The following is a 24,580-nucleotide window of genomic DNA, read 5'->3' as shown; positions in this document are numbered from 1 at the left end:
TCATCGCCGAAGCGCATGTGGATTTACATTACAGGTCTCAGGGGAGGAATTATGTGATCATCCGGAGCCCACCCTGCTTTCTACGTCGAGCGTCTGCTAACTCGCGCCCCGGAACTTCTCGTGCGTTCAATAGAAATCCGTGAACTGTTTCATCCCTCTCCAGCACCCAAAATGCCCCTAGAGGTCCTCCGCCACAGGAGCCGCGCACTGGGCCTCGTACAGCCGCGCGTAAGCCCCGCCCGCGGCCAGCAGTGTGGCGTGCGTGCCCTGCTCCACGATCTGGCCGGCCTCCATCACCAGGATGAGGTCGGCGTCGCGAATGGTCGACAGGCGGTGCGCGATCACAAAAGACGTCCGGTCAGACCGCAGCGCACTCATCGCCTTCTGCACCAGCACTTCAGTCCGGGTATCCACCGAAGACGTCGCCTCATCCAGGATCAGCACCGACGGCCGGGCCATGAACGCCCGCGCGATCGTCAGCAGCTGCTTCTCCCCCGCAGACACATTCGCGCCCTCGTCATCCAGCACCGTGTCATAGCCGTCCGGCAGGGACCGCACGAACCGGTCCACGTACGTCGCCCGGGCGGCCTCGAGGATCTCGGATTCGGTGACGCCGGGCCGGCCGTACGCGATGTTGTCCCGGATGGTCCCGCCGAACAGCCACGTATCCTGCAGCACCATCCCCATCCGCGAGCGCAGCTCGCGCCGCGGCACCGAGGTGACGTCCACGCCGTCGAGCGTTATCCGCCCCGCATCCAGCTCGTAGAACCGCATCATCAGGTTCACCAGCGTGGTCTTCCCCGCTCCGGTGCGCCCCACGATCGCGAGCGACCGTCGGCCCCGGCTCCGCCACGAAAAAACGGCTACTGAGTGACGGCGCCTGCAGTAACAGGTGCGCCGTCCCTCAGCAGCCGTTGATTATCGCGAAGCCGGCTTTAGAGACCGAGCTGCTTGTTCAGCTCGTCCAGGGACTTCACCAAGGTGATGTTGTAGCCCTCAGCGAAGGGTTCGGCGGCCCGGTCCAGCATGACGAGGTCCCGGAAGCCGATGTTGTACATCGGGATGTGGTCGTACAGCGGGTGCGAGGAGACATGCAGGAAGTCCTCCGGGGCCGCGTTGAGCTGGTCCAGCATGTACTCGAACGCCTGGAGGCGCGGCTTGTAGGCGCCCGCCTGCTCAGCGGTGAACACGGCGTGCCACTCCGCGCCGAGCTTGGGAATGCTGATGTCCAGGAAGCTGTCGTCCGCGTTGGACAGGGCCACCAGCTTGTAGTTGTCGCCCTGGAGCTTCAGCGCCGCCGGCACGTCCTCGTGGGCGACGGCACTGCTGACAGCCTCGGCGAGCTCTGCGCCCGCGCCGGGGGTCGGGCCGATGCCGAACCGTTTGCAGGCGCGGTCAAAGGCATCCTGAAGGATCTGCTCGTAAGGTTTGTAGTCGCCATTGACCTCATCGAACCGGTAGGCGCGGAAAACCTTCTTGAAGGCCAGCCACTGCTCATCCGGGATGCGGCCGGCCAGCAGTCGCTGGGTGGTGGGGTATATCGTGAAGTTGATCAGCGTGCCGTAGACATCGTAGGAGATGTACTTCGGCCGGAAGCTGGTGTTTGCCATGATTGATCCGTTCCTGATTTGTCTTGTGTTTTTGGTGCTGCAGATGAGGGAGTTCTTAGCTCAAAGCCAGTGAGGTGAGCCGTGCGTCGGGTCCGAGGAACCTCGCGGGATTCATGAAGCTGACGTCGGTCCCCGTCGTGCCGTCCAGCACGAGCTCTGCGGCAATAGCCCCCAGCCCGGAGGCCATCTTGAAACCGTGGCCGGAGAAGCCAGCCGCCACGACAACCCCGTCCATGCCCGGCACTTCCCCGAACAGTGCGGTGGCATCAGGCAAATGGCCGTCGGCGCACACCGCCACGCGCAAGGGTTCCGGCACCAGGCCGGGAAGGAACTCCCGCACCCAGGCCCGGATGGTATCCAGGTGCTGGGGGTCCCAGGAGGGAGGCTTCTCCATGGACTCCACCTCATCGAGGTATACGCTCGCAACGGCCTTCACCGTCCAGCCGTCAGCTGTCGGGAATCCATAGAACTGCGCCCTGTCCGGCCTGCCGTCCTCCTCCGCCCTCCGCAGGAAGACCGGCATATCCTTCCGGCAGAACACAGCCGGATCCTTCGCCGGGAACCAGGTCAGGATCTGCGGCCGCACGGACAGATGGACACCCAGTTCCTTGCACACCGCTCCCGCACCGTTGCCCTGCGCAATGACCACCTTGGAAGCAATGATTTCTTCCTGGTCGGTACGGACGATGTACCCGTCCCCGTGCTGCTCCACGCTCTGCGCTTTGCGGTTCCCCAGGAACCGGGCACCCAGGCGGGTTGCCTCCGCCAAGGCGGCGGTCACGGCCTTCTCCGACCAGAGATAGCCACCCTCAGGGTCAAGGATGGTGACATCCGTGTCCCTGATGACATGCTCGGGATACTTCACCCTGGCTTCCTCGCCCCGAAGAAACTCAAAGTCCAGGCCGTTGTCCTTCCCGGCTGCGAGAAGTGGTCCCAGCCGCGGATTGTGCTCGTCGTAGATCGTGACAGCGCCCGTGGTCTTGAGCAGCTCGGTGCCGCTGACCTTTTCCAGCTCGCGCCAGAGGTCCTGCGACCGCTGCAGCAGAGGCGTGTAATGCCCGCCCTCCGCGTACACCTTGCGGAAAATCCGCGACTCCCCGGCATAGGCGGAAAAGGGGCCCGGTATCGAGAACCGGTCCACTCCAATGACCCGCACACCTCGTGCGGCGAGCTGCCAGCTCGCCATACTTCCCACCGAGCCCACACCGACGACGACGACGTCCGTTTCGAGTGCCATGGTTCCATCCTGCTTTCCTTGGTGCACGCCATTTCCAGATTCCGGAGCCTGCCTCTGCAGGGCTTCTCCGCGGGGCCGTGCTTTCCGTCAAATCAGCGTACGACACAAGAAACCACTGAATAAGGACCCATGAGACAATGCATTGTTGCCAAGAAGGAAAGAAGCAGCCATGGATCTCAGCTCGATCGATGATTTGGATTTCTTCGAACAAATTTCCCGCTCGCAGAGCCTGACGGAAGCGGCCAGGAACTGGGGAAAGTCCGTGTCAGCGGTCAGCAAACGCCTGACCGCCCTAGAGTCACGGCTGGGGGTACCGCTCGTCCGGCGCAGCACGCGCAGGCTCACACTCACCGAGGAGGGGCAACTTTATGCGGCAGGCGCCCTGGCCATCCTGCAGCAGAAATCCGATCTCGAAGAGGCCTTGTCCGTGCAGCAGGTGGAGCTCAGGGGACGCATCGCCGTTCGCTCCAGCCCGGGCATCGGCCGCACGCACATCGCGCCGCTGCTGGCCGACTTCGCCCGGCAGCACCCGCTGATCCAGGTGGACCTGGAACTTTCACCACTGCCCTTGAACATCTCCGGCACGAGCTTCGACATCGCCATCCGGGTGGGAGGACTGTCAGACTCCAGGCTCAAGGCGAAACTGCTGGCGCGGAACCGAAGGATCGTGTGCGCAGCGCCCAGCTACCTGGAAAGCGCCCCGCCGCTGACCACCATCAGGGACCTGGAGCGGCACAACTGCATTGTCCTGCGCGAAAACAACGCCGACTACTCCCTGTGGCGGTTCGGCGAAAAGGAGCAGGAGTACGTTGACGTCAAGGGCAGCATGATCAGCGACGACGGCGATGTGGTCACCGACTGGTGCGTCCGGGGCCTTGGGCTGGTCATGCGGTCTACCTGGCACGTCGATCCGCTGATCCGGCAGGGAGTCCTGCAGCAGGTCCTCCCCGATATCCCGACTCCGAGCGCCGATATTTTCGCCCTCTATCCCGCCACGGTCAGGACACCCCGACGGATCACCGCGGCGCTGGAGCATCTGCAGCAAGGCTTGACGGCGAGGATCGGTTCGTAGCAACCAGGCACTATCGGGGCACAAGAAGGAGGGCCCGGGGCAGCTGTCGCTGCTCCAGGCCCCCCTTCCCCAGCCTCAGTGCTTACTGCTCCGCATCTGCGGGGACGTTCTTGACAACCCACATCTTGCGGACAGTCTCGCGGATGGTCCAGTGCCCCTCCCAGCCGGCGGGAGTCACGAAAAGGGTGCCGGGGCCGATCTCAAAGCTGCTGCCGTCCGGTTCGGTGATGGTTCCGCTTCCGCTGAGGATCTGGCAGATCTCGTCGTAGCCGGGACGGGTGCTCTTAAATTCGCCCGGGGTAACCTCCCAGATGCCCGTCCTGAGATCCTCCCTTGCCCAGAGCCGGTAGGACACTTCGGTCTGGCCGGGCGTAGTTGACGTTTCCTTGGGCTGGTGCTCGCCCGGGTCTGCTGTTGTTGCGTCGTTCATTACGGTCGCCTTGACCATAGCTGCTCCTTCTTGGGCTGTGCCCGTAGTACCGCTGCACCTCCCCCTCGTTGGAAAGGCACGCAGCCCAGAGTAGCAATTGTCAACAATTGACGATAGGGCTATGAGGAGATTTCTTATCTATCGCGTTCAGCAACAGGCCCACTTCTTTCCCTTGTCGAAAAAATGAGTTATCAGTGACACCGATAGTCCAACACTTCTTGTCCCATACGCTGGTCTGACGCCGAGCGCAGTCCAGGTTGTTGCCCTTGAGAGGCGAAACCCGAAAGCGGGGCAACGGCGTTCAACAAGGGAGAAACCACATGAATCACACTCCGGTGCTTGCCATGCTGCACACTGTTCCCGGCCTGGTGACGGAAATGGAACCCCTCGCCGCGGACGTAGTACCAGGACTGAATGTGCTGCACTACGTGGACGAGTCCCTGCTCCGGGACACCATTGGCAGGGGAACAACGCCCGGACATGTCCGACGGCGGCTGGTCGACTACGCGCGCTACGCCGAGGAATCGGGCGCACAGGCATTGCTGGTGAGCTGCTCATCAATTGGCGAAGCGGCCACAGCCGCCCGCGACTTCGTCTCGATCCCCGTGCTCCGGATTGACGCTCCGATGGCCGATCTCGCCGTCGCGTCCGGACACAGGATCGGCGTGCTCGCAACCCTTTCGGCGACCCTCGGGCCAACCACCCGCCTCGTCCAGGAAGCAGCCCAACGGCAGGACAAACGGCCCCTCATCAGCGCAAGGAAAGCCGAGGGCGCTTTCGACGCCCTCCGGGCAGGCGACCGCGCACTGCACGACAAGCTGGTGCTCGAGGCTTTCGGAGAATTGGCCGGGGCGTCCGACGTCGTCGTTCTTGCCCAGGCGTCCATGGCCCGCGTTATCGAACAAACCCAGGGCGAGCCCGGCGGACCCGCCGTCCTAACTTCCCCGGCTTCAGGGATGACCCAGCTCAGCACTGTTCTCCGCCGCAAAGACTCCTGACTACCGCCCACCCGGAAAGGAACCAGCCATGCCCAACACCCCAACGAAAGCCCTTGCCCCCTGGCTGGGAGTTATCGCAGACGACTACACGGGCGCCTCCGACGTGGCCGGCACCCTTGTGAATGCCGGGATGCGCGTGGTCCAGACCTTCGGCGTCCCCGATCCAGCCATGCAGCTGCACGATGTTGATTGCATCGTCGTCTCGCTGAAGACCCGCAGCCTGCCCGCCGCGGAAGCTGTGGATCAGTCCCGTGCCGCGGCACACGCCCTCTCATCACGGGGCGTCCGGCAGCTTTACTTCAAATACTGCTCGACGTTCGACTCGACCTCGGAGGGCAATATCGGCCCCGTGGCGGACGCCCTGCGAAGCGAGTTCGTCCCGGACGGCCAGATCACGGTGGTCGCCCCCGGGACCCCCGCGCTGGGGCGGACCGTGTACAACGGTGTGCTGTTCGCGGGAACGGATCTCCTGCAGGAATCATCCATGCGCCACCACCCGCTCACGCCGATGACAGATTCCAATGTGCTCCGGCTGCTGCAGGCCCAGACGGCAACCCCCGTGGGCAGCGTCGGCTACAGCTCCATAGAGGCGGGCGTGGCAGCCGTTCGATCACGGTTCCAGAACCTGAGCGCGAAAGCGGGATACGCCGTCGTCGATACTCTCAACGACGGCCACCTGGCCGTACTGGGCGCCGCCGTACTTGACCACCCGCTTGTCACGGGTGGATCAGGGCTCGTCGGAGGCCTGGCTGCTGCCCGGGGGATCAGCGGCCAACCGGAACCGGCTCCTGCCTCCCGGCCAACGGGACCGGCAGCGGTCATTGCCGGCAGCTGCTCTGAGATGACCAACGTCCAGATCGACACCTTCCGGCGGCTGCGCCCCTGCTTCGTCGTGGACCCCGCCATCATCGCAGCAGGGCAAAATGTGGTGGCCGAGGCGCTGCAATTCGCGCGGGAGAACATTCCGGACGGCCCCATCCTGATCCATTCCACGGCCACCCCGGAGGAGGTAGCGCGGACGCAGAAACAGCTGGGTAAGGCCCGGGCTGCCGAGATTACCGAAAGCAGCCTGTCCACGATCGCGGAAGGACTTGTCGCCTCTGGTTGCCGGCAGCTGATTGTGGCCGGCGGGGAGACGTCCGGCGCCGTTGTGCGCAGACTTGGCATCACCACCGCCCGCGTGGGCAGGGAAGTCTCCCCGGGCGTGCCTTGGCTGGCAACGGAGACCAGCCCCGGGCTGTCCATCCTGCTCAAATCGGGGAACCTTGGAACCCCGGAACTCTTCCTCGACGCATGGGACCACAACCGATGAACCACTCGGAGAGCCGCAACGAACTCGTCCGGCTGGCCAGGTCCCTGCATCAAAGAGGCTTGACCCGGGGCACATCCGGAAACCTCAGTGCACGCGTGGAAGGCGGCATACTGGTCACCCCCACCAACGCTTCCCTGGGGGAACTTCGAACAGACGACCTGGCACTGGTCTCCGACGCCGGCGAGCACCTGTCCGGAGCACGGCCGTCCAAGGAGGCTTTCCTGCACCTGGCCATGTATCGGGTGCGCCCGCAGGACCACGCCGCCGTCCATCTGCACTCGACCTACGCCACCGCCCTTTCATGTCTGGACGGCCTGGACGACGATGACGTCCTGCCACCCCTCACGGCCTACTTCGTTATGAGTGTGGGACGGCTGGTCCGGCTGCCGTACTTCGCACCCGGAGACCAGGGGTTGGCCGGGGCGGCCCAGGAAGCTGCAGCATCCAGCCGCGCCCTGCTGCTGGCAAACCACGGACCCATCGTCTCCGCGCCGACCCTGGCACAGGCAGTGAACGCTGTTGAGGAAGTGGAGGAAACGGCACGCCTGTTCTTTCTCCTGAATGGCCACGCCACCCGCCCCCCTTCAGCCCGCCCAGGTGGCCGCCCTTTGTGCCACTCGCTTCTAGCAGCAGAAACAATCGTGCCCTCGACCCCCAAAGCTCAACTGTTCTACTGTTGACAATTGTGGTGAAGCGGAGTTTTATTAGTGACTGGAACGAGAGCTGAATCACATCCCGCGCGAAGCAGGGATTGCCACCCTCGTGATGCCGCTCGATGTTGCGAGCGGCAGGCATAGATAGAAACTTCACCTTCAGCCGGCACTTGCCGCTGAACCCATTGAAGGGAAGCACATAATGGCCAAAAACAAGATCCAGACGGTGGCCGCCGGGCTCGCAGTCCTGCTAACCCTGAGCGCTTGTGGCGGCGCGGCCACGGGCACCGAGGCAACAGACATTCCCAAGACGCAAAACACCCGTGACATCTCAGAAAATGTCCAACCGGATGCGGAGGCGGTTGCCCTGCTGCCTGAGTCCTACAAGGCCAAGGGCGAACTTACGGTCGCGATGGATCTGAGTTCCCCGCCCATGACCTTCCTAGCAGAAGACAACTCAACACCCATTGGAGTGAATCCGGATCTGGCCCGCCTGGTGGCAAAAAAGCTGGGGCTGAAGCTGAAGTTCGAAAACACGGCGTTCGACACGATCGTCCCCGGCATCGACGGCGGCCGTTTCGACTTCACTGCCACCACCATGTCCGCCACGGAGGAGCGCCTGAAGGTCATGGACATGATCAACTACCTCAAGGGCGGCTCGGCCGTGGCGGTACCGAAAGGCAATCCCCTCAACCTGACCAACGACACCCTTTGCGGCAGGAACATCGGCGTGACCAAGGGCTCCACGCAGCAGCTCAAGCACCTGCCCAACGTTTCCAAGTGGACGTGCGAGGAAAAGGGGCAGCCGGCCATCAACGCCATCACCCTGCCCAACGTCCAGGAAGCTCTGACACAGCTTGACTCGAAACGGATCGACGGCGTCTTCTACGACGCGAGCGGCCTGGCGTGGGCCGACGCCCAGCAGCCCGACCACTTCGCCATCCTGCAGCCCAGGATGGATACCCGGACGAATACCAACGTTGCCATGGGGCTGAAGAAGGGATCACCCTTGACGCCGGCCCTGCAGGCAGCCATCCAGTCGGTCCTTGAGAGCCCGGAGTACAAGGAATCCCTTGAGTACTGGGGATTGGGCGAATCCGCGATTTCTGAAGCCGCTATCCGCTAAGGGGGCTAGCAGCCGCCCCAAGCGGGACGGGTCCGGAGTTGAAGCCACGGCTTTGGCTCCGGACCCGTTGGCGTGTTCGGAGCAGGCTCCTCGACGGGCAACGACTCTGAAATTACTCCGAGATGATCCACTGCCCTACAGTTGACCACACCTGTACGATGAGACGCATGGTTGAGCAGATCAAGATAGTGCACTCGTCCACCGTGCAGCAGGTTGCGGACGGGCTCACAGCCATGATCCTCAGCGGTGGACTCAAGCCCGGTGAACGCCTGCGGGAGAGCCTTCTCGCCGAGAACCTCGGCCTCTCCAGGAATACGGTCCGCGAGGCGGTCCGTATCGTCCAGGCAGGCGGCCTTATCCGCCACCGGGCAAACCAGGAGCCATCGTCTGGGACCCCACGGACGCGGAAATCATGGACGTCTACAACGCCCGCTACCATCTGGAAACCACGGCCGCGCGGAGCATCTCCGAGAGCACGTCCCTCGATGAGGTGCACGCCGCCATGGAGGAGTTCCGGGCAGTGCTGAAAAGTGGAGACCCTTTCAAAATTGTCGAAAAGGACCTTGCAGTCCACAGCGCCATCGTGGGAATCCTCGGAAGCCAGAAGTTGAGGACGTTCTACCAGCAACTGGTGACCGAACTGCGGTACTTCATGTTTGTGCTTTCGATTGAGCACCACGAATACGAGGACCCGGACTCACTCGAAGCAGAGCACCAGAACATCGTGGACGCGCTTGACTCCCGCGACCCCGCCCTGGCGGAAAAGGTCATCTCGGACACGATCATCCAGTACCGCGAATCGATCCGCGACGTTATCGCGAAGAGGCATTCAACAACATAAAAAAGACCGCGGCCTTGGGGCCGCGGTCTTTACTCTTGTGTTCTGGTCGGCTGGAACTAGAGGCCGAGATGCCGGTTGATCTCATCCAGGGACTTGACCGACTTGTAGTCATAGCCGCCGGTGATGGGGTCATACCCACGGTCCAGCACCCAGAGGTTGCGGAAGCCCATGTCGTGCATCGGATGCATGTCGTAGCGGGTGTGTGAGGCAATGTGCAGGAAGTCCTCCGGCTTGGCGTTCAAGGTGTCCAGCATGTATTCGAACGCCTGGTAGCGCGGTTTGTACGCCTGCGCCTGCTCAGCAGTCAGCACGGCATGGAAGTTCGCACCCAGCTTGGGGATGCTGATGTCCAGGAAGCTGTCGTCCGCGTTGGACAGGGCCACCAGCTTGTAGTTGTCGCCCATAAGCTTCAGCGGGGCCGGCACGTCATCGTGGGCAGCGAAGCCGCGGACGGTCTCAGCGAACTCCGCGCCGGCGCCGGGAGTGGGGCCAATGCCAAAGAACCTGCAAACGCGGTCAAAGGAATTCTGGAGGATCTCCTCGTAGGGCTTGTAATCGCCGAGGACCTCGTCGAACCGGTACCCGCGGAAGACCTTCTTGAACGCCGGCCACTGCTCCTCTGGCAGCCGGCCCGCGAGCAGGCGGCGGGTCGTCGAATCCGTGTCCCAGTTGATCAGCGTGCCGTAGATATCGAAGGAGATGTACTTCGGCCGGGAGTTGTTGTCAGCCATGCTTTGTCCGTTCGTTGAGATGGAGGCGGCCCTGCACAGGGCGGATGAATGATATTCAATGCGGTCCTCCAAGGGGAGCCCGCTCATAGAACGACTTTAAAACTCAGCACGCAAAATTGTCAACAGTTCAACAGTAGTTCTGCTGGACATTCCGTTGCGGAGACTCAACAAGCATGCCATACTGCTTTGCAGAACTGTTGAACAGTAGAGCATTTACTTCGACATCCCCTTCCAACCGACAGGAGCCCAGAGCCATGGACGTCCGCACCGACTCCGAGTTTTTCGATGCCGTGGTTGCAGAAAGCGGACTCCTGGCGGAGCAGTCGCAGCTCACTGACTCGACCGTGAAGCGACTCCTCGAGAGCTCTTATGGGCTGCAGGGGAAACTCGTGCGGATTCCCACTGAAAAGGACGAGACGTTCCGCCTCCAAGGCCGAGACGAAACCTTTCTGGTGAAGGTTTCCTCACCTGAGGAGGACCCGGGGATTGTCCAACTGCAGACAGCGTGCATGGTCCACCTTGAGCGGACCGCCCCTGACCTGCCGGTCCAACGCCTTGTCAGGAGCCTTGGCGGAGCCGCGGAAGTCCTCATCCCGGCGCCTACCGGGCCCTTCGACAGGGTGCTTCGGGTGATGCGCTTCATGCCGGGAGAGTTACTGGCCAAACACGATGCGTCTGCCGGCCAGTTCCAGCTGGTGGGCTCAAGCCTCGCCCGCGTGGGCCTTGCCCTGCAGGACTTTGACCATCCGCGGGCAGACCGATTGCTCCTCTGGGACCTTAAGCACTTCCATAGGATGCGGCCGCTTCTTGGCTATCTGGATGACAGGGAAAAGCGCTCCCTGGCCGAGGACGTTTTTGACCAGTTCGACGCCACAGTAGTTCCACACCTGGACACCCTTCCCTCGCAGGTTGTCCACGGGGACTTCAGCCCGTTCAATGTCCTCGTCGACCCCAACAGTCCGGCCTACGTGACGGGCATTATCGATTTCGGCGACGTGGTGCGAACCCCGGTGATCTTCGACGTCAGCGTGACCATGGCCAACCTGTTGGGGGCAGATCCCCGAAACCCCTGGGAGCGCGCACTCTCCGTCCTGGACGGATACCAAAGCGTCAGCCCGCTGCCGGGACAGGAGTTTGAAGCCCTGGTGGTCTCGGCCCAGGCCCGCCTCCTGCTGCGGGCACTGATTACGCAGTGGCGGGCAAGCCATCTGCCCCAAAGGCGCGACTATCTCCTCTCCCACTCGAAACCGGACTGGGACCGGCTCGCCTCCACCGGCGCAGCCCCTGCACCGAACTGCCCTTTCACACCCTGATCAGACCCGCCAGCCGTCAAGGAGAAATGATGAGCAATACAATCCAGAGCATCCGCAAGCCTTCCAAGGCCATGGTCAACGGCTTTGACCCCACCCGCATCGATGAGCTCCCGGACGAGATCCAGAAGAACATTCGACGCCGGGACCAGAGCCTCGGGCCCGGGTACCGGCTCTTCTACGACACACCCCTGGAAGTTCTCCGGGGCGAGGGCGTCAAACTATTCGACCGGGACGGAAATGAGTACCTGGACGTCTACAACAACGTCCCCTCGGTGGGCCACTGCCACCCTAAGGTCATCGCCGCTGTCCACGAACAGATGCAGACGCTGAACACGAACACCCGTTACGTCCAGGAATCCATCCTTGATTACTCCGAGGACCTCCTGTCCACGTTTCCCGCCGAGCTTGGCCATGTCATGTTCACCTGCACCGGGTCCGAGGCCAACGACCTCGCCATGCGCGTGGCAAAGTACGCCACCGGAAACCAGGGCATCATCGTCACCTCCGGCGCGTACCACGGCCTGACGGCGGAGGTCGCCTCCTTCTCGCCGTCCCTGGGTATCGGCGTGCCCCTTGGCGCGAACGTGCGCGTCATCGACGCCCCGGACGCCCTGCGCTACTCGTCGGATCAACGTTCCCTCGAGGACCACCTCCGGAACCAGGTCCGTGCAGCCATCGCTGACCTCCACCGGCACGGCATCGGGCTGGCGGCCTTCATCGCCGACAGCATCTTCTCCTCCGACGGCGTCTTCGCCGGCCCGGCGGGCTTCCTCCGGCCGATCATCGAAGAGGTTCACGCCGCCGGCGGCCTGTACATCGCCGATGAAGTGCAGCCAGGCTTCGGCCGGACCGGCCAGGAATGGTGGGGCTTCCAGCGCCACGGAATCGTCCCGGACATCGTCACCATCGGCAAACCCATGGGTAACGGCATCCCCGTTGCTGCAGCCATCTTCAAACCGGAACTGCTCGTGGAGTTCGGCAGGAACATCCGCTACTTCAACACATTCGGCGGCAACTCGGTGGCCGTCGCAGCCGCCCAGGCCGTCCTGGACGTGATCCGCGAGGAATCCCTGATCGACAACGCCTTGAAGGTGGGCGAGCAGATCATCACCGGACTGGAGGACCTCGCCCAGGACTTGGACCAGGTCGCGGAAGTCCGCGGCAGCGGCTTCTTCATCGGCGTTGACCTCGTCACCGACCGGTCCTCGCTCACACCCGACGGCGACGCCGCCGCCGGCATCGTGAACGCCCTCCGCGAAGACCGGATCCTCATCTCCGCCTGCGGAGCCCAAGGAAACGTCCTGAAACTCCGGCCGCCAATGCCCTTCTCCAGCAACGACGCCGACCGCCTCCTGGACGGAATCGGCCGCGCCTTCAAGAGGCTGCGCTAGACGCCGGTTCCGGAAAGCGCATGACATCCTGGCGTCGATGCCACCGCGGGGGTGCCGCCCACCGGGCGGTACCCCCGCCGGTCAAACCTCCGCCACAGGAGCCGCGAACTGTGCCTCGTACAGCCGGGCATACGCCCCGCCCGCAGCGAGCAGTGTGGCGTGCGTGCCCTGCTCCACGATTTGGCCGGCCTCCATCACCAGAATGAGGTCGGCGTCGCGGATCGTGGACAGGCGGTGGGCGATCACAAAAGAAGTCCGGTCGGACCGCAGGGCACTCATCGCCTTTTGCACCAGCACCTCCGTCCGGGTATCCACCGAAGACGTCGCCTCATCCAGGATCAGCACTGAAGGCCGGGCCAGGAACGCCCGCGCAATGGTCAGGAGCTGCTTCTCCCCCGCGGACACGTTGCCGCCCTCGTCCTCCAGCACCGTGTCGTACCCCTCGGGCAGTGACCGCACAAACCGGTCCACGTACGTCGCCCGGGCCGCTTCGAGAATCTCGTCCTCGGTAGCCGAAGGCCGCCCGTACGCGATGTTGTCCCGGATGGTCCCGCCGAACAGCCACGTATCCTGCAGCACCATCCCCATCCGCGAGCGCAGCTCGCGCCGCGGCACCGAGGTGACGTCCACGCCGTCGAGCGTTATCCGCCCCGCATCCAGCTCGTAGAACCGCATCATCAGGTTCACCAGCGTGGTCTTGCCGGCCCCGGTGGGCCCCACAATCGCCACGGTCTGCCCCGGCTCCGCAACCAGAGAAAGAGAAGAAATCAGCGGCTTGTCCGTCGAATACGAGAAGGACACGTCCTCGAAAACCAGCCGCCCCCGCCCGAACACCGGCCCAACAGAAGCAGCAGGCTCCGCAGATTCCTCCTCTTCATCCAGCAGCTCGAACACCCGCTCCGCCGAGGCCACCACGGACTGCAGCACGTTCGCCATGGACCCCAGCTGCGCCAGCGGCATGGTGAACTGCCGGGAGTACTGGATGAACGCCTGCACGTCGCCCAGCTGCATCGCCCCGGACGCCACCTGCAGGCCGCCCACCACGGCGATCCCCACGTACACCAGGTTCCCGATGAACGTCATGGCCGGCATGATCAGCCCGGAAATGAACTGCGCCCCGAAACTGGCGTCATACAGCTCCGCATTCTTCTGCCGGAACCGCTCCCCCACCTCCTGCTGCCGGCCGAACACCTTCACCAGAGCATGCCCGGTGTACGTCTCCTCGATCTGCCCGTTCAGCTCCCCCGTGTGCTTCCACTGCGCCACGAACAGTTTCTGCGAGCGCTTGGCGATCAGCGCCGTAATCCCCAGCGTCAGCGGAATGGTCACCAGCGCAATCAGCGCCAGCGTGGGCGAAAGGATCACCATCATCACCAGCACGCCCAGCACCGTCAGCACGGACGTGACCGCCTGGCTGATGGTCTGCTGCAGGCTCTGCGAAATGTTGTCCACGTCGTTCGTGACCCGGCTGAGCAGCTCGCCGCGCTGGATCGAGTCGAAGTACCGCAGCGGCAGCCGGTGGATCTTCGCCTCGATCTCCCCGCGCAGCCCGAACACCGTCCGCTGCACCACCCCGTTCAGCACATACGCCTGAACCCACATGAACGCCGACGACAGCACATACAGCACCAGCGCCCAGGTCAGCACGCTCCCCAGCGCAGCGAAGTCGATCCCCTGCCCCGGCACCAGGTTCATGGCGCTGAGCATGTCCGCGCGCTGCCCCTCCCCGGAGGCGCGCAGCTGCGCGATCACCTGCTCCTTGCTCGCCCCGGCCGGCAGCTCGCGGGAAACGACGCCGGCGAAGATCAGGTTGGTGCCCTCCCCCAGCAGCCGCGGCCCGATCACGGACAGCGCCACCCCGGCCACCGCCGTCACGAACACCATCAGCAGCCACGCCCGCTCCGGCCGCAGCTTCCCCAGCAGCCGCTTGGCGGACGGCCAGAAGTTCATCGCCTTCTCCGCCGGGACGTTCATCCCCGCGAACGGTCCGCCGCGCCCCGGGCCGCCTGCCGGACGCGGGATGCGTACGACGGCGGTGCCTCCTGGTGCGGAGGCGGGCGCGGCTTTGGTGCCGGGTCCGGGAGAGGTCTGGCGGCTCATACCGTCTCCTCCGCCGCCAGCTGGGAGGACACGATCTCGCGGTAGGTTTCGGACGTCTCCAGCAGCTCACTGTGCGTTCCGCGCCCCACGATCCTGCCGTCGTCGAGCACTAAAATCTGGTCCGCGTCCACGATGCTGGACACGCGCTGCGCGATGATCACCAGCGTGGCGCCGGCGGTGCTGCGCTTGAGGGCCTGCCGGAGCCGGGCATCGGTGCCGGTGTCCAGCGACGAGAAGGAATCGTCGAAGATGTACAGCTCGGGCCGCTTCACCAGGGCCCGGGCAATGGCCAGCCGCTGCCGCTGCCCGCCGGAGACATTGGTGCCGCCCTGGCTGATGGGCGCGTCCAGCCCCTCGTCCATCCGCTCCACAAACTCCTTGGCCTGGGCGATTTCCAGGGCGGTCCAGAGCTCGTCCTCGGTGGCGTCCGGTTTGCCGTAGAGCAGGTTGCTGCGGACGGTGCCGCTGAACAGGTAGGGCCGCTGCGGGACCAGGCCGATGTGCCCCCAGAGCAGGTCCGGGTGCAGCTCGCGGACGTCCACGCCGTCGATCCGCACCGAGCCGGTGGTGGCGTCGAACAGCCGGGGCATGAGGTTCACCAGGGTGGTCTTGCCGGAGCCGGTGCTGCCGATGATCGCGGTCGTCTGCCCTGCCTTGGCGGTGAAGCTGATGCCGGTGAGGACCGGCTGGTCGGCACCCGGGTAGGCGAATCCGACGTCGCGCATTTCCAGCTCGCCGTTGCGGACTCTTGTGGTGACGGGGCGCTGCGGCGGGCGGACGCTGGATTCGGTCCGCAGCACCTCGCCGATCCGGTCGCCGGAGACGGCCGCGCGCGGGATCATCACGGCCATGAACGTGGCCATCATGACGGACATCAGGATCTGCAGCAGGTAGCTGAGGAAGGCGATCAGCGTGCCCACCTGCATGGAGCCGTCCTGGATGCGGAACGCGCCGAACCAGATCACGGCCACGCTGGAGACGTTCAGGACCAGCATCACCACGGGGAATGCGAGCGCCATGAGCCGGCCGGCGCGCAGGGCGGTGTCCGTGACGTCCTCGTTGGCGGAGGCGAAGCGCGCGGTCTCGATGTCCTCGCGGACGAAGGCGCGGACCACGCGGATGCCGGTGAGCTGCTCGCGGAGGACCCGGTTCACGGTGTCGATCCGCTTCTGCATCTTGCGGAACAGCGGCACCATCCGGGCGGTGATCAGGCCGACGGCGATGAGCAGCACCGGGACGGCGACGGCGATCAGCCAAGACAGCTGCACGTCCTGCCGGATGGCCATGATCACGCCGCCGATGCTGAGCATGGGGGCGGTGACCAGCATGGTGGCGGACATCAGGACCAGCTGCTGGACCTGCTGAACGTCGTTGGTGGACCGTGTGATGAGGCTGGGCGCGCCAAACCTGGTGACCTCCTGCTCGGAGAACTCCCCCACCCTGGTGAAGATGGCGTTCCGGAGGTCCCGGCCCACGCCCATGGCGGCCTTCGCGGCGAAGTAGACGGCGATGATGGCGCAGGCGATCTGCAGCAGCGTGATGCCGAGCATCAGTGCACCGAGCCGGAGGATGACGCCGGTGTCCCCGGTGGCCACGCCGTCGTCGATGATGTCCGCGTTCAGGGTGGGCAGGTACAGCGACGCGATGGACTGCGCCAGCTGGAAAACCACGACGGCGGCCAGCAGCTTGCGGTGCGGCCGCAGGTATTCAATAAGCAGTTTCCAGAGCATGGGCGGCTCCCGGCTGACGGACTGTCCACAAACGTGGTGCGAGGGTCAGTTTACGACTGCTGGCTGGGCGTGAAGCCGTGCCCGGGGCGGGAAGTTGGGACGGTTCACGCAGGGCGTATTTGGATGCCCAAGCCTCCTTCACCAATTCCAGGACATGAATTGGCCGGGGTGCGCGAAGAGCGCACCCCGGCCAATCACCCCATCTAGGCCTTGTAGCCCGACGGAGGTGTCAGTACTCCGCGCTCGATGAGTTTCTCGATGTTGGCAGCACGGGTTGAGTCTTCCCGGGCCAGCCAGTCCTCACCGGGAGGGGCATCGAGGTACTGGTTCTTCGGGTAGATCGGGGTGTCGTAGATAACCCGATACTGCTCTGTACGCACGTCCTTGAACTGGTTGTACAGGCCGTTCGAGACACGGGCCCGGCGCAGCGCCTCGATGTCGATCGTGGTGCAGACGAACGAGTCACCCGACGTCCAGCCCTGCTGCTTTGTCAGGATCTGGCCCCGCGGACCGACGATCATGGACTGACCGCCAAACAGGTCCTGCATGCTCCCGTCCTCACGGACTTCCGGCCCAGGTTCGGCGCGACAACATACGCCGAGTTGAACATGGCGTGCGCCCGGTTCTGCAGTTCCCACATGCCGTTCTGCACGGCCGGCTCGATCAGGGTGCCCCGGATAATGATTTCGGCGCCGTTCATCGCCAGCCCACGCGGCACCTCGGGGTAGACACCCTCGTGGCAGATGGCGTACCCGATGTTGCCGATCTCGGTCTTCGCGACAGGGAAAATGGCGTCCATTGCATTGCCATTGCCCTTCTTTTCAATCCACTCGTCCCACACGTCGTGCGGGTTCATGTTGCCAAGCATGCCGCCCTCGTAGGCATCACTGGTGGCCTTGTAACGCTTGTAGATAATTTCGCCCTGCGGATCGATGATAAAGGCGACATTGAAGTGGCGGTCCGGGAAATCCTCATCCTTCACCATGTACAGCTCAGCAGCGATGTAGGTATTGAGCTCCACGGCCTTCTTCGCCAGCTCGTCCGTCTCAGGACCAGGGATCGTCACGGCAAAGTGGCGCTCCTTTTCGCGGTTACCAGGCGTGTTGGCGATCATGCCCTGGATTGCCATTTCCGGCAGGACAACCAGCTTGACCGGAGAACCCTCCCAGCGGCCGACCATGACAGCCGTGTCGATGAATTCGTTGATGCGCTTGACGTTGGCTACGCCGTCACCGGGATTCTTCACATTGATTGTCCGCGGCGAGACCGCAACGACGACAAATGGATCGACCATTGTTTTTCTCTCTTTCTCTTCTTTGAGTACCTGAGTTAGCGCTAACTCACGGTATTCCGGTTAGGTAGGGAATTGCAAGACCTGAAGGTCATTGATTTTCAGAAACGGGCCAGGAGCCCTTGGGTGCCGGGGCCGGGAGTTGAGCCCCTGGTATGGGTGGGCAGGCGCGCCCGGTATCAGCGCCGGCTACGCGGCGACGCTGTGGTATCGCGGAGTATCAGATGCGGTTCAAGCAGGGGGATGTCCCCCTCCGCTTCCTCTTTGATCATGGCGAGGATGCGGCCAACGGCGATGTGGCCGATGGCTTCGAAATCAAGCTTTACGGTCGTCAGTGCCGGCCGAAAGAAAGGTGCTTCCTTGACGTCGTCGAACCCCACCACGCTGACGTCCCCCGGTACGTTGCGTCCGGCGTCGTCCATGGCCTTGATTACTCCGAGCGCGAAGGGGTCGTTGGCGGCAAAGACCGCCGTGACGTCCTTCCTGGCGGCGAGTTCACGTCCCGCGCGGTATCCCTCCGCGGCGGACCAATCGGTCGTTGCGAGCGGCGCTGGAACGAAGCGTCCAGCCGCCCCCAGTTCCGCCGCCCATCCCTGGACCCGGGCGGATGTTGCCATCCATCCGGGCGGGCCTTGGACGTGCCACACTGTTTCGTGCCCGAGGTCCAGCAAGTGGCGCACCACCATCCGGGCGCCCCGCACTTCGTCAACGGAAACGCTTGTGGGGCTTGGGTGCGATCCTTGCTGGAAGGTCACCACGGGGACACCGATGTCGAGGTCCTCGAGCACCGTGATCGCATCCAACAGGGGCGCGAGCACGATGATGCCGTCTACCGTGTCCGAATTGATGGACTCGAAGGCAGCCCGGATATCCCGCCGTTCGAGACTGGCCAGCGTGACTAAACGCGTCGCGTAGCCATGTTGCCGGGCTTCCTCCGAAATACCGTACAGGGCCACCGTTGGGCCCAGGACCGACAGTTCGAAGCTGACAACACCGATCGTCATGGTCCGGTTGCTGGCGAGCGCGGCGGCTGCGGGATTCCGGCGGTACCGGAGTTGCGCTATTGCGTGCTCGACGCGTTGGCGTATGTCCGGATCCACATTGGTCGCTCCCCTGACAACCCGTGACACCGTCTGCTGGGACACCCCGGCGAGCCGCGCAACGTCGGACATCCGGGGAGCCTTTGACCTGGAGGCCAGCCGCTCCCCGCGCCCATTGGTGTTGCGGGCTTCTGAAGGCGCGGGAGACGTGGACACCACTCCATTATCCCCGGCTACCCTCGAGGAGCCCCGGAACGCGCCGTCAGTCGGCGCGCCAGCTGTCACGGACGCCGGTACCGCAGGACTTCGGGATGCTGGTCGTACGGCCATTCGGCCCCCTCCACCATGTACTTGCGGGTGGTGTAGCTGCCGTCCATGGTTGAAGCCAGCGACGGGGGCCCGTCGAAGCCGATGACACCCCAACCGACGCGGTTCTCGTTCCCGCCGTACACCGGGTCGCCGTAAAACCCCTGCCGGGTGTTGAGCACCAGCAGCGGGAAGAACTCCAGGAAGTCCTCGTTGACCGGCTGGTTTCCTGCCGGCGCACCCCCAAGGCCAACCTCGGAGTGCTCCAGCGAGAAAGCATGTGGCTTCGCCGCACCCGACAGCGTCTCAAGCACTGCGTCCTGGTCTTCTTCCGTCAGTTCGAGGAACTCGACGTCGGCACGCTCTTTCGCCAACCGGTCCAACTCCACGACGCCCTCGCGGTAAAACTCCCGGCGCTGCTTGATGCGCTCCTGCCATGCGGCCTCGTCGCGGCCCTCCATCCGGAGGAACCCGTTGCCGTCCGCAGCCGGGAAGATGAACTGCGTTCCCGCAAGCATCCGGTCAATGAAGCGCACCACTCTGGCCTCACGTGCACCCGGGTGGTGGTCGGTGGGGATAATCCGGGCCGACGCCGCTTCGATGGTGTTCCACTCGTGCTCGGTGAAGAAGACCGGCCCGTCGACGTCGCGCGTTGAGATGGGTACCGTAGCCCATTCAGCCTGTCCCATATGACATCTGTCCTTTCGTGTCCTGTGTGAAGTGCGAATCAGTTTTCGGACCAGCCATGGCGGTCCACTTGGAGGATGCGGTCAGAGCACCGCCAGGCATTCGCCATGATCGTCAGGGCCGGGTTGATACCGGTCGCCGTGGGGAAGAAGCTCGCGTCGAAAACGTACAGGTTGGGTACTTCGTGCGAGCGGCACCAGCGGTCGACGACGGACGTCGCCGCATCATTGCCCATCCGGGCGGTGCCCAGTTCATGCGAGGTGTTGCCGGTGATCCGTTCCATGTTGACCGGAATGACCTTCTTCGCCCCGGCAGCCTCGAGGATCTCCCCGTTCTTGGCAACCTGCCAGCGTTCCTGGGCAAAGTCGTTGGAGTGGGGAGTGTGCGTAATCCGGGCTACCGGCAGGCCCCATGCGTCTTTGACATTCGGGTCAAGGTCCACGCGGTTGTCCTCCACCGGCAGGTCGTGCAGGAGGACACCGATCTTCATGCTGTGGTTGAAAAACTCGCGGTCGGCGTCCTTGGCTGCCTGGCCCAGGTAGGCCGGCCGGGGAAGCTCCAGTTCACCGGGTGGCCGATCATGGACGGGAAGATCAGTGACCCCAGGATGTGGCCGCGGCTCTCGTCCGTCTCGTAGAAGTCGAACGAACACAGGCTCATGTAATGGCCCGCCCACCCATACAACGGGTCGCTGACCTCACGGTCGAACAAACCCACCGAGAATGAGTACTGATGGAAGGTCGCGTTCTTGCCCACCATGCCGCTGCCGTTGCCGAGGCCGTCCGGGAAGAGCCCTGACTTCGACATGAGCAGCAGGCGCGGGGTTTCGATGCCGCCGCCACAGACGATCACCGCTTTCGCGTGCTGGACGAATTCGTCGCCGTCCTCGTCCTGGTAGCGGACACCGGTGGCGCGGCCGTCCTTGCCGACGAGAATCTCGCTGACATAGCAGTCGGAGCGGAGGTCGTAGCGCCCGGTCGCAATGGCGTCCGGGATGAAACTGATCAGCGTGGATGACTTGCCGCTTCCCGGGTCCGGGTACTGCTGCCAGAAGCCGTTCTCACTGAACGGCTGGCGCCCCCGGTAGGGTTCGGTGACCATGCCCTGCGGCATGGGGAACGTGCCATGACCCAGCTTGGACATCGCGGTGGCGAAGGTCCGTCCAATCTGGCTCAGCGGTGATGGTTTGGTGGGGTAGCCGCGGCTGCGCCACGCTTCCCACTTGTTCGCTCCGGCAAGACCGGACGTGCCGAACTCCCATTCAACGCGTGTGTAGTACGGCTCCAGTTCGTCATAGGAGATGGGCCAGTCGACCAGGCTTGCGCCCGGAACATCGCCGTGCAGGCTGCGCAGCTTGAAATCGCTCTCGGCCATGCGCGGAACCATGCCACCCCAGTGGGTGGTGCCTCCGCCGACGACCTGCGGCGTGGCGGAAAAGTTGGTGATTTCCGCCTCTACCTTGTCGTTCGGGCGGTAGGTCCGCGGTTTGGTCTTCGGGTCCTGCCAGATGAAGTTCCGGTTGAGGAACTCGAGTTCGTCGCCCGAGGCGTGCTCGGGCTTCAGCCAGGGCCCACGCTCGAGGCCCACTACCTTCAGGCCGGCCTCCGACAGCACCTTTGCCGCGGTGGCTCCGCCGGCGCCTGCACCAACGATGACGACATCTACCGGCTCAGGCTGCTTCTTCCTGGTCATTGCTTCGTTTCCTTTCGTAATTCCTGCGACTCGCCCCGGCAGTCAGACAGTCACGGCTTCAATGCCGTTCCGGCCCTCGCGTGCAAGAGGCAGGAGCTGGTCCCACAGTTCCTCGGGGATGTCATGGTTGAGCAGTCGGACGGTTTCCTCGACCCGGCTCGGCTGGGACATCCCAACGATGGTGGACGCCACCCGGTCATCACGGACCGAGAATTGCAGGGCAGCTGCGGCGAGCGGGACGCCGTGCTGGCCGCACAGTTCTTCCATGCGCAGGACCCGGTCGATTGTCGCCTGGTCCACCGGCGCGTAGCAGTACCGCGGGACGGCCCTCGGCCCCTTGACGAGCATCCCGCCGCCGAACGGGGCGGCGTTGACGAAGGCGACTCCGCGGCGGGCCGCGTCCTCCAGGAGCGGCTCGGCGGTCTGTTCGACGAGGGTGTAGCGGTTGTGGCTGATGACGGCGTCGAACGCATCCGTCGCGAGGTACTGCAGCTCCAGATCGATCGGGCCCCCGGCGACGCCCAAGTGCTGGATGACACCCTGGTCCCGGAGATCGATGAGGGCTTCCAGCGGGCCTCCCTTGGCCACCCCCTCTTCGAAGGAGATCTTCTCGGGGTCATGCAGGTAGACGAGCTGGAGTTTATCGAGCCCGAGGCGCTCGAGGCTCTCCTCGACGGACCGGCGCACGCGGTCCCCGGAGAAGTCGGTGCTGCCGGGAAGCGGATCGACCTTCGTGGCGACGACGTATCCCTCGGGGATGCCACCACGCTCGGCGATGGCCCGGCCAATCCGCTCTTCACTTGCACCGCCGCCGTACTCATTCGACGTGTCAATGAACGTGAAGGGCCCGTCGAAGACGCGGTGGATCGTGGCGACGGCGGTGTCTTCATCGACCTCGTAACCATACTGGGCGGGAAAGCTGCCGAGCGCACTGGTGCCGACACAGATATCGGAGACGGTCAGGCCGGTGCGTCCGAAGGGGCGAGTGGACATGATTCCTGCTTTCTGAAGCTGAATGGGTTGACGATGAGTCAGTGGTTATGCGGGCTGGGTGCGCCGGAAATGTTTGGCGAAGAAGCCGGAGATCCTCTGGACGCCGCCCGCGCTGGAGAGGAAGACGGCGAGGATGATCACGGCGCCCTTGATGACCAGCTGCGGCTCGGAGGAGATCCCGACGAGGTTCATGATGTTGATGATGGTGGTCAGGATGAACACCCCGATCACAGCGTTCAGCGGATCGCCCTTGCCGCCCATGAGGGAGGCACCGCCCACGACGACGGCTGCGATGGCGTCGAGTTCGTAACCTACGCCGATGAGTGAGCTTCCCTGCCGCAGCTGGGCGGCGGCGACCAGGCCTGCCAGGCCGGCGAGCACGCCGGAGATTGTGTAGGTGATGATCAGGTTCCGCGCCACAGGCAGGCCCGAAAGCCGCGAGGCTTCAGGATTGCCGCCAATCGCGTAAAGCGAGCGGCCGAATGTGCTGTACTTGGCCACGAGCGCCGCGATCACGGCCACAATGATGAAGATCAGGACGGGGTTGCGAATACCGAGGAAGCTTCCGCGGGAGAAGGCCTCAATGATCCACTGGTCCTTGATCTCGATCAGGCTTGTTGACTGGATGATGTAGCTGAAGCCCTTGACGGCGCTCATCATGGCGAGCGTCGCAATGAACGGAGGGATGTTCAACCAAACGACGAGGATGCCGTTGATCAGTCCGGCGGCAGCGCAGCAGGCAAGCACGAACACGACGGACGCGCCGGCGGGCATCCCGGACTGCAGGGTCAGTGCCGTAAGTACCGTGGACATCGCCAGGATCGAGCCTACGGAGAGGTCGATGCCGCCGGTCAGGATGACGAAGTATTGGCCGATCGCCAGCACGACGACGATCGAGGCGGCAGTGATCACGTTTTCAGCATTGCGGAACGTCAGGAAGTCGTCGGAGACGTAGTAGCCCACCGCGATGATCGCGAGGAGCACAAGGATCAGGTAGCTCTTTGGCAGGGCGCGGAGGGCGCTGCCCCGCAGGCGGGAGCCGATGCCGGCTGATGGCGATGGGGACGGGAAGGGGTGCCACTCGTTGGTGGCAGGGACGACAAGGTCCGGGACATGGTAGTTCTCCTGAATAGAAACTGTTTGACGGGGCCGTCAGGCGAAGCGCTCAAGGATGGCGTTGCCGGACGGGTCGATCTCGTCATGGTCGAGTTCGGCGACGACCTGGCCGCGCGCCATCACGAGGACGCGGTCGCACATCATCGCCTCCGTGATCTCTGAGCTCGCGACGACGACGGTTCCTCCGGCCTGCGCGAACTCGCGGATGAGCTCGTACATGTCTTCCTTCGCCCCAACGTCCACGCCACGGGTTGGTTCGTCGCACACGAGGATGCGTGACTGGCGGACAAGCCAACGGGCCAGGATGGCTTTCTGCTGGGTTCCCCCGCTCAGTGTCTTGAGGGGCTGATGCACTCCGGATACCTTCATGCCGAGCCGGGCCACCATATCCCCGGCCACAGCACGTTCCCGCCGTGACTGGATCACGCTCAGCCGGCTGAATTGGGGCAGGCTGGCCAGCGTGATGTTGCCGGCGACGCCCATGTCCGGGATGAAGCCCGCTGCCTTGCGGTCCTGCGGCAGCAGTCCGATCCCGCGGTGGATCGCGTCACGGGGGGCGCGGAAGTCCACCGCTTTTCCATCGACGCGGATTTCACCGGAAGTCCGCCTCCGCGCACCCGCGATCAGGCCAGCCAGCTCTGACTGGCCGCTGCCGATGAGCCCCGAGATGCCGAGTACCTCGCCTTCACGCAGCTCGAACGACACCTTGTCCACGTACCCCTGCTCGGAGAGGTCGCGGGCGGAGAGGATGATGCTCTCCTTTGCTCCGGCGCCGAGGCTGGGCGAGCGTTCCCCACGGAGGGCAGCTTCAGCAATGGACCCTTCAAGGCTCTTCCCGACCATTGCCGTGACGACGTCGGCGGGCCTGGAGTTTGCTGTCTTCAGATCCGCGGCGTTTACGCCATCGCGCA

24 protein-coding genes and 1 pseudogene are annotated in these 24,580 nt (G+C 64.0%); 9 read left to right on the top strand and 16 right to left on the bottom strand.

Annotation, left to right across the window (positions count from 1 at the left end):
- Positions 1-177: 177 nt before the first annotated feature.
- The 3 genes and pseudogenes from ACPEE0_RS01635 to solA form a co-directional block, all read right to left on the bottom strand.
- A pseudogene (locus ACPEE0_RS01635) lies at positions 178-859 on the bottom strand (ABC transporter ATP-binding protein); the annotation flags it as partial.
- Positions 860-935: 76 nt separating this feature from the next.
- Entirely contained in the window at positions 936-1,610 is a 675-nt protein-coding gene (locus ACPEE0_RS01630) for a haloacid dehalogenase type II (protein ID WP_009356770.1), read from the bottom strand.
- 55 nt (positions 1,611-1,665) lie between these two features.
- A complete protein-coding gene (solA, locus tag ACPEE0_RS01625) occupies positions 1,666-2,847 on the bottom strand; it encodes an N-methyl-L-tryptophan oxidase (protein ID WP_009356769.1) in 1,182 nt (393 codons plus the stop codon).
- Positions 2,848-3,016: 169 nt separating this feature from the next.
- Here solA and ACPEE0_RS01620 point away from each other — a divergent pair, with 169 nt between their 5' ends.
- The gene (locus ACPEE0_RS01620; RefSeq protein WP_009356768.1) at positions 3,017-3,919 is read left to right on the top strand and encodes a LysR substrate-binding domain-containing protein; all 903 of its coding nucleotides are present in this window, start codon (positions 3,017-3,019) and stop codon (positions 3,917-3,919) included.
- 82 nt (positions 3,920-4,001) lie between these two features.
- Here ACPEE0_RS01620 and ACPEE0_RS01615 read toward each other — a convergent pair whose 3' ends face one another.
- Complete coding sequence (locus tag ACPEE0_RS01615) at positions 4,002-4,367, bottom strand: cupin domain-containing protein (protein ID WP_133347947.1); 366 nt, start codon at positions 4,365-4,367, stop codon at positions 4,002-4,004.
- Between the two features lie 302 nt (positions 4,368-4,669).
- Here ACPEE0_RS01615 and ACPEE0_RS01610 point away from each other — a divergent pair, with 302 nt between their 5' ends.
- The 6 genes from ACPEE0_RS01610 to ACPEE0_RS01585 all read left to right on the top strand — a co-directional run bounded on the left by ACPEE0_RS01610 (position 4,670) and on the right by ACPEE0_RS01585 (position 9,279).
- Positions 4,670-5,347: an aspartate/glutamate racemase family protein gene (locus tag ACPEE0_RS01610; protein ID WP_009356766.1), complete on the top strand. Its 678-nt coding sequence runs from the start codon at positions 4,670-4,672 to the stop codon at positions 5,345-5,347.
- Between the two features lie 28 nt (positions 5,348-5,375).
- Positions 5,376-6,659, top strand: a complete 1,284-nt coding sequence (gene otnK, locus ACPEE0_RS01605; RefSeq protein ID WP_354175626.1) for a 3-oxo-tetronate kinase — start codon at positions 5,376-5,378, stop codon at positions 6,657-6,659.
- Complete coding sequence (gene otnC / locus ACPEE0_RS01600) at positions 6,641-7,339, top strand: 3-oxo-tetronate 4-phosphate decarboxylase (RefSeq protein WP_424573795.1); 699 nt, start codon at positions 6,641-6,643, stop codon at positions 7,337-7,339. Before otnK ends, otnC begins: the two co-directional genes overlap by 19 nt.
- 175 nt (positions 7,340-7,514) lie before the next feature.
- Positions 7,515-8,438, top strand: coding sequence for an ABC transporter substrate-binding protein (locus ACPEE0_RS01595; protein ID WP_009356762.1), 924 nt, complete (start codon positions 7,515-7,517; stop codon positions 8,436-8,438).
- Between the two features lie 122 nt (positions 8,439-8,560).
- Positions 8,561-8,965 carry a GntR family transcriptional regulator gene (locus ACPEE0_RS01590; RefSeq protein ID WP_424573794.1) on the top strand — a complete coding sequence of 135 codons (405 nt, stop codon included), beginning with the start codon at positions 8,561-8,563 and terminating at the stop codon, positions 8,963-8,965.
- The gene (locus ACPEE0_RS01585; RefSeq protein ID WP_424573793.1) at positions 8,851-9,279 is read left to right on the top strand and encodes an FCD domain-containing protein; all 429 of its coding nucleotides are present in this window, start codon (positions 8,851-8,853) and stop codon (positions 9,277-9,279) included. Before ACPEE0_RS01590 ends, ACPEE0_RS01585 begins: the two co-directional genes overlap by 115 nt.
- Positions 9,280-9,335: 56 nt before the next feature.
- Here ACPEE0_RS01585 and ACPEE0_RS01580 read toward each other — a convergent pair whose 3' ends face one another.
- On the bottom strand, positions 9,336-10,010 hold the full coding sequence (locus ACPEE0_RS01580) for a haloacid dehalogenase type II (protein ID WP_407710097.1): 675 nt from the start codon (positions 10,008-10,010) through the stop codon (positions 9,336-9,338).
- Between the two features lie 254 nt (positions 10,011-10,264).
- Between ACPEE0_RS01580 and ACPEE0_RS01575 the strand changes: the two genes are divergently transcribed.
- Both ACPEE0_RS01575 and ACPEE0_RS01570 read left to right on the top strand, forming a co-directional pair.
- Positions 10,265-11,323, top strand: a complete 1,059-nt coding sequence (locus tag ACPEE0_RS01575; protein ID WP_009356759.1) for a phosphotransferase — start codon at positions 10,265-10,267, stop codon at positions 11,321-11,323.
- Between the two features lie 26 nt (positions 11,324-11,349).
- Positions 11,350-12,714 (top strand): aspartate aminotransferase family protein, encoded by a 1,365-nt coding sequence (locus ACPEE0_RS01570; RefSeq protein WP_035751931.1) that lies wholly within the window; start codon positions 11,350-11,352, stop codon positions 12,712-12,714.
- 81 nt (positions 12,715-12,795) lie between these two features.
- Here the strand turns inward: ACPEE0_RS01570 and ACPEE0_RS01565 are convergent, their stop codons facing one another.
- From ACPEE0_RS01565 to ACPEE0_RS01515, 11 genes are all read right to left on the bottom strand, one after another.
- A complete protein-coding gene (locus ACPEE0_RS01565; RefSeq protein WP_009356757.1) occupies positions 12,796-14,814 on the bottom strand; it encodes an ABC transporter ATP-binding protein in 2,019 nt (672 codons plus the stop codon).
- A complete protein-coding gene (locus ACPEE0_RS01560; RefSeq protein ID WP_009356756.1) occupies positions 14,811-16,544 on the bottom strand; it encodes an ABC transporter ATP-binding protein in 1,734 nt (577 codons plus the stop codon). The genes ACPEE0_RS01565 and ACPEE0_RS01560 overlap by 4 nt, the downstream gene beginning before the upstream one ends.
- 203 nt (positions 16,545-16,747) lie before the next feature.
- The gene (locus tag ACPEE0_RS01555; protein WP_424573792.1) at positions 16,748-17,092 is read right to left on the bottom strand and encodes a hypothetical protein; all 345 of its coding nucleotides are present in this window, start codon (positions 17,090-17,092) and stop codon (positions 16,748-16,750) included.
- Positions 17,062-17,838, bottom strand: coding sequence for a nitrilase-related carbon-nitrogen hydrolase (locus ACPEE0_RS01550; RefSeq protein WP_424573791.1), 777 nt, complete (start codon positions 17,836-17,838; stop codon positions 17,062-17,064). Before ACPEE0_RS01550 ends, ACPEE0_RS01555 begins: the two co-directional genes overlap by 31 nt.
- Before the next feature lie 176 nt (positions 17,839-18,014).
- Positions 18,015-19,007, bottom strand: coding sequence for a LacI family DNA-binding transcriptional regulator (locus ACPEE0_RS01545; protein WP_009356754.1), 993 nt, complete (start codon positions 19,005-19,007; stop codon positions 18,015-18,017).
- A 149-nt stretch (positions 19,008-19,156) separates the two neighbouring features.
- Positions 19,157-19,870, bottom strand: a complete 714-nt coding sequence (locus ACPEE0_RS01540) for a gluconate 2-dehydrogenase subunit 3 family protein (RefSeq protein WP_009356753.1) — start codon at positions 19,868-19,870, stop codon at positions 19,157-19,159.
- 38 nt (positions 19,871-19,908) lie between these two features.
- Complete coding sequence (locus ACPEE0_RS01535; RefSeq protein WP_424573790.1) at positions 19,909-20,358, bottom strand: GMC oxidoreductase; 450 nt, start codon at positions 20,356-20,358, stop codon at positions 19,909-19,911.
- Positions 20,355-21,560 carry a GMC family oxidoreductase N-terminal domain-containing protein gene (locus ACPEE0_RS01530; RefSeq protein ID WP_424573789.1) on the bottom strand — a complete coding sequence of 402 codons (1,206 nt, stop codon included), beginning with the start codon at positions 21,558-21,560 and terminating at the stop codon, positions 20,355-20,357. The genes ACPEE0_RS01535 and ACPEE0_RS01530 overlap by 4 nt, the downstream gene beginning before the upstream one ends.
- 42 nt (positions 21,561-21,602) lie before the next feature.
- Positions 21,603-22,553, bottom strand: a complete 951-nt coding sequence (locus tag ACPEE0_RS01525) for an aldo/keto reductase (protein WP_009356751.1) — start codon at positions 22,551-22,553, stop codon at positions 21,603-21,605.
- A 45-nt stretch (positions 22,554-22,598) separates the two neighbouring features.
- Positions 22,599-23,537 (bottom strand): ABC transporter permease, encoded by a 939-nt coding sequence (locus ACPEE0_RS01520; RefSeq protein WP_009356750.1) that lies wholly within the window; start codon positions 23,535-23,537, stop codon positions 22,599-22,601.
- A gap of 168 nt (positions 23,538-23,705) precedes the next feature.
- The gene (locus ACPEE0_RS01515) at positions 23,706-24,512 is read right to left on the bottom strand and encodes an ATP-binding cassette domain-containing protein (RefSeq protein WP_424575218.1); all 807 of its coding nucleotides are present in this window, start codon (positions 24,510-24,512) and stop codon (positions 23,706-23,708) included.
- Positions 24,513-24,580 lie beyond the last annotated feature (68 nt).

This window comes from Arthrobacter sp. SD76, assembly GCF_049726125.1.
Lineage (GTDB): Bacteria > Actinomycetota > Actinomycetes > Actinomycetales > Micrococcaceae > Arthrobacter > Arthrobacter nitrophenolicus.
This window is presented reverse-complemented; position numbering and strand designations above follow the sequence as displayed.